This is a genomic window from Planktothrix sp. FACHB-1355, assembly GCF_014748295.1.
Taxonomy (GTDB): Bacteria; Cyanobacteriota; Cyanobacteriia; order Cyanobacteriales; family Aerosakkonemataceae; genus Aerosakkonema; species Aerosakkonema funiforme_A.
The window spans coordinates 1-6111 of sequence record NZ_JACJUP010000318.1; the positions used below are offsets into that span (position 1 = coordinate 1).

The 6111-nt window shown below is 47.0% G+C and carries 2 protein-coding genes; both read left to right on the plus strand.

The window, feature by feature from the left end; genetic code table 11:
- Positions 1–368 precede the first annotated feature (368 nt).
- Entirely contained in the window at positions 369–2222 is a 1854-nt protein-coding gene (recN, locus tag H6S82_RS14765; protein ID WP_190468018.1) for a DNA repair protein RecN, read from the plus strand.
- A 1283-nt stretch (positions 2223–3505) separates the two neighbouring features.
- Positions 3506–6013, plus strand: a complete 2508-nt coding sequence (locus tag H6S82_RS14770) for an adenylate/guanylate cyclase domain-containing protein (protein ID WP_242056955.1) — start codon at positions 3506–3508, stop codon at positions 6011–6013.
- Positions 6014–6111 lie beyond the last annotated feature (98 nt).

A 6111-nucleotide genomic window follows, 5' to 3' on the forward strand; every position in this document is an offset into this window, starting at 1 on the left:
ACTTTGGTTGGAGTAATCCAGTCGCAAGCAAGCTGAGTCTATGAATGAAGAATCCCCGTCCCTTTAGGGCTCTTGAGTGTCAAATTCATCAAGACCGGAAAACCTCATGATTGCGCTATATCTGGTTTGGTCATCCGATTTTAGATTTTGGATTTTGCATTTTGGATTGGCTGGGCTTTGAAAGATTGGCAGTAATGAACAGTGAACAGATCGACGATCGAGATTTTCCTCCCTAACCCCTAACCCCTAATCCCTAATCCCTAACCCCTAACCCCTAATCCCTAATCCCTAACCCCTAATCCCTAATCCCTAATCCCTAACCCCTAACCCCTAACCCCTAACCCCTAGCCCCTAGCCCCGACGCCCTCATGTTAATCTCGCTGCGGATTGAAAATTTTGCTCTCATCGATCGCCTGGAGTTAGTATTCGGCCAAGGTTTGAATGTCTTGACTGGCGAAACTGGGGCGGGAAAGTCGATTATTCTCGATGCGATCGATGCGGCTTTGGGAGGTAAAGTTACCAGTAGGTCGATTCGCACAGGCGCACAACGCGCTCTGGTGGAGGCGACTTTTAAACTGACGCCGGACTTGGCCCAATGGCTCAACGAGCAAGAAATTGACCTTCTGGATGAAATTTCTTTGGTTTGCAGTCGCGAAATGACGACAAATCAAACTGTCCTGCGTAGCAGTCGATCGCGCATCAATGGGGTGGTGGTCAATCGACAGCAGATCGAGCAATTGCGATCGCGTGTTGTGGAAATTACAGCTCAAGGTCAAAGCGTTCTGATCGGGCAACCAGCCCATCAACGTGACTGCTTGGACAGTTTTGGCGGTGCCCCCCTGCTTCAGCAACGACGAGCGGTTTTTCAGGCATATACAGCCTGTCAAGAGGCATTTGCTCACCTGGAAGGGCGACGGCAATCAGAGCAAATGCGCTTGCAAAAGTTAGACTTACTGGAATTTCAACTCAAAGAACTGAGTGCCGCTAAACTCGAAGAACCCGATGAATTAGAACATCTCGACCAAGAACGTCAGCGCCTCAGTCATGTGGTAGAACTGCAAAAGCAAAGCTATCAGGTATATCAGGCTCTATATCAAAATGATGGCGAGGCGGATGCGGCGGCGGACATTCTGGGTGAAGCAGAAGCGACTCTCATCGATATGGTGAACTACGATGTGCAGCTGCAACCGATCTTAGATATGGTAAGCGCTGCTTTGGCTCAGGTGGAGGAAGCGGGACGACAAATTAATGCCTACGGTGAAGGTTTGGAAGCCGATCCGCAGCGCTTGGAAACGGTGGAACAGCGCATCCGAGACCTGAAGCAAATTTGCCGCAAGTATGGCCCGAATCTGGCAGAGGCGATCGCATATACCGAGCGCATCCAAACTGAGTTAGAAGAACTGCAAGGCGGCGGTCAGTCGATCGAAGTGTTAGAGCAAATATATCAAGAGCGAAAAGCCATTCTTGTGGAAGCTTGTGCCGATCTGACACAATTGCGTCGCAGCGCCGCTGGTGAACTGGAAGCACGCTTGGTATCGGGACTGAAACCTCTAGCAATGGAAAAAGTGCAGTTTAAAGTCGAGATCGCTCCGAGTCCCCCTACGGCTGCCGGTGCTGACAAGATTACCTTTTTGTTCAGTCCCAATCCAGGCGAGCCTTTACATCCTTTGACAGAAACTGCCTCTGGGGGAGAAATGAGTCGTTTTTTACTGGCTCTCAAGTCATGTTTCACTCAGGTAGATTCTGTGGGAACACTAATATTTGATGAGATTGATGTAGGGGTTTCCGGTAGAGTGGCGGCGGCGATCGCTCAAAAACTCCATCAACTATCCGTACATCATCAAGTCCTTTGCGTGACCCACCAACCCCTGATTGCTGCTATGGCCGATCGTCACTTCCGAGTCCATAAACAAGTCATCGATACTCAAGACTCACAAATCCCCGATCGCCATCTATCCAACGCTCAGAACTCAGATGTTCGCACTGTGGTGAGGGTGTCTTCCCTGGATAACCATCTCACTCGCAGCGAAGAACTGGCTCAGCTTGCTGGCGGACACTTTGCCACTGAAGAGATCTCCTTCGCCTTCGGCGAATCCCTGCTCGCACAAGCTGCTTCTCGCCGTCAAAGGCAGCAATTGCCACCCAGTTCTCAGTCTGAATCTCTGCCAGATTCCGATTCGCAAACTGAATCTGCGATCGACAGAACTTTAAATAATCCTTAACATTGCGACCGAAGTACGGGTTATAGAGTATTGGTTAGGGCGTCGGCCAGAAGAGGGAAGGAATTCTAAACTGTTTATGCAAAGCTCATGGTTTGCGGAAATCCTACAAATGCAATTGCGGCTCTTGGTTTGGCTTAAAAATATTGTCAACCCACCAGACAAGTACAAAATTTGGTAATCATAGCCACAGATATTCGGTGCTGCGATGTGAAAATTAGCAATGATAATCTTAAAAAATTAGGTAGCCTTCGCTACACCCATTTATTCTATGCTTAAACCCAAGTAGCAGAGTAAACTTATCTGTAAATTAAGCTTGTAGGGTTTTCACATACTCAATCTGTAACTCCAATACTTTATAAAGAACTATGATCGCATCGCGTTTGCATCTGCCATCTGTTGCACAGACTGCCATTGTGATAGATGTAGTCCCCTACATTAAAACTCAGTCCGTGCATAAAATGGCACAGGTTCATCCTTCTGAAGCCACTGTAGTTGACGCAGTTCGACCAACAGAAGCTCAACTTGTGTCAGAAATAACACAACCTCATACTCCCGAATCCACTGTCATTGATAAGGTTGCAGAAGAGGAACTTCAACCCGTACAGGAAGAATCCCAGGCGGAAGAGCTGGAGGATTTCTGGGCAAGTCCAACTGATAATACAGAGAAAAACGGAGACAAGGAGAAGAAAGCAGACTTTTCTTTCCAAACAACAACGAGCAACAGCACCCATGATGATGAGACTCCGACGATCGATGTAGCCTCAAAAGTGGAATATGAGTCGGTGCAGCAAGTATCCTTAACTGACGATCGCGAGACTCGGACGATCGATGTCGTCCCGCAAGTGCAAGCGAAACCACAGCATCAAAAAGCACAACAGCATACTGGGGAGGCGAAAACGATCGATGTAGTTCCGCAAGTGGAAGCAAAACCACGTCATCAAAAAGTACAACAGCAGACTCATGAAGCGCGGACGATCGATGTCGTCTCGCAAGTGGAACACAAGCCACAGCATCAAAAAGTACAACAGCAGACTCACGAAGCGCGGACGATCGATGTCGTCCCGCAAGTGGAACACAAGCCACAGCATCAAAAAGTACAAGTACATAACGATGAACCTCGGACGATCGACGTTATCCCGCAAGCGGAACACAAGGCAAAGTATCAAAAAGCACAAGTGGAGAGTTATAATGGCAGGACGATCGACCTGGCCCCAACAGAGGAAAGAGAGCCAGCCGATCGAAAAAACCAATCCAACTCTTATGAGTCGAGTCCTGGTAGTTCGTTGGCTAGAAGGGGAGATTCTTTTGCAGGATTTCTCGCTCCCCTAAATAAAGATTCTTTCAAAGAAGTAGTTACCGGCGTTGAAGACAAACTGCGGGTAGTGAATCAAACCCTGACCATGCTGACCAACAGCGAGGGTTTTGATGCGATTCTGCAAGATATGTTGAATGCGATTACCCTGAAAACTGGGGAATTACTGAACGCCGATCGAACAACAATTTACTTATTGGACGAAGAAAAGAACGAACTGTGGTCAATTGTGGCCAAAAATGAAGATGGTCGCCCTCTAGAAATTCGCTTTCCGGCGACGCAAGGAATCGCAGGCGAGGCAGCTACATTCCACAAAGTTATCAATATTCCCTACGATTTCTATAACGATCCGCGCTCTGCATTTGCCAAACAAACAGACAAAAAAACAGGCTACCGCACGTATACAATGTTGGTACTGCCTTTGTTGAACGAAGCAGGAGAATTAGTCTCCGTTGTGCAATTAATCAATAAGTTAAAAACCCCCAACAATCCGAGCATATCGTTAGCCGAGCGCATCGATCTCAACGGCTTTACAGATGAAGACGAAAGAGTTTTTGAAGAATTTGCACCGTCAATTCGTTTAATTCTAGAAAGTTCCCGCTCTTTCTATATGGCTACTCAGAAACAGCGGGCAGCTGATGCGCTGATCAAAGCCAACCAAGCTCTAAGTCAGAGCAGCCTGGACTTGGAAGACACCCTCAAACGGGTGATGGACGAAGCGAAGAAGCTGATGAATGCCGATCGCAGTACCCTTTGGCTCATCGATCACGATCGCAATCAATTGTGGACAAAAATTCCCATCCAAGGTGAATTAAAAGAAATCCGCATTCCCAGAACGGCAGGTTTCGCTGGTATGGTTGCGGAAACCCGCGAACCGCTGATGATACCTTTCGATTTGTATAACGATCCGCGTTCGGAGACTTCCAAACAAACCGACCAAAAGTCGGGTTATCGCACTTGCAGTATGTTGTGTATGCCCGTGTTTAATGCCAATAACGAGTTGATTGGTGTGACGCAATTAATCAACAAGAAAAAACAGGGGGATTGGCCGGACTACGACGCGACTAAATGGCCGGAAGCACCGGAATGCTGGAAGGCTAGTTTTAATCGCACCGACCAAGAATTTATGCAGGTGTTTAATATTCAAGCTGGCGTTGCTTTGCAAAATGCCAAACTGTTTGCCACAATTAAGCAACAGGAACAAATGCAGCGAGATATTCTCCGCAGCTTGACTAACGGTGTAATTTCCACAGATAAAACGGGTAATATTATCGCTGCCAATGAAAGCGCGAAACGATTGCTAGGGTTTAGCGAAGAAGAAAAAGTTGAGGGCAAACCAGTTCAAGAGTTGGTGCAAATTAAAGACAAAGAGGAACAAGACGATCGGAAATTCGCTCGCTGGTTTGAAATGGCTTTGACGCCTGCGGATGATAAAAAGCGCCACCAATATTACCCGGATCAAATATTAGAGAGCCTTGATGGCGAACAGCACAGCGTCAATCTGTCAATTAATACGATCGCCGATGGCAGCGATCCTACTAAAATAGGCGGCGCTTTGGTCGTAATGGACGACATCAGCGATGAAAAACGCCTCAAGAGTACGATGTATCGCTATATGACTCAGGAAGTCGCCGAACAGCTGCTGGCAAGCGGCGATAATTTCAAGATGGGAGGCGATCGCAAAGAAGTTACCGTCCTGTTCTCAGATATTCGCAGCTACACCACCTTGACCGAAAGTATGGAAGCGGAAGAAGTGGTGCAAATGCTCAACGAATATTTCGAGTCAATGGTCGATGCTGTCTTCCGTTACAAAGGTACCCTAGACAAATACATTGGCGATGCGATCATGGCTGTCTTTGGTGCATTTGTCCCATTGGCAGATCATGCCTGGATGGGAGTGCAAACAGCCGTAGAAATGCGCCATCGCTTGGCAGAATTCAATGCGAAACGCCGCGAACATAACCAGAAAGAAATTAAGATTGGTATTGGTATCAATTCCGACGTTGTGATTAGCGGTAATATCGGTTCTTCTCAACGTATGGAACTGACTTCCATCGGAGATGGCGTCAACCTGGGTTCGCGTTTGGAAGGTGCTAGCAAACAATATGGTTGCGATATTGTGATCAGCCAAAATACTTACGAACCTTGTGCCGATCGCATCTGGCACCGGGAACTTGACTTCATTCGCGTTAAAGGCAAAAACGAACCGGTGAGGATCTACGAACTGGTAGGTTTGCGTCACGAACCGATTTCCGACCAAAAGCTGAAATTGATCGATATTTACCACGAAGGACGAAACTATTACCTGAATAAGGAGTTTCGCAAAGCGATGAATGAGTTCGCCATCATTCTGGAAGATATGAGTATCCCCGACAAAGCAGCTTCGCTATATCTGAAGCGCTGTCAGCACTGGCTGGACAACCCGGAATCTGTAGAAACAGAATGGGATGATGGAGTTTGGACTCTGACAGAAAAATAGGCTTTGGTAATTTCAGATTTCTGATTGCAGATTTCAAATTTAAAAATACAATTTGAAATCTGCAATCTAAAATTTAAAATTCCCTTCCCGATTCCAAA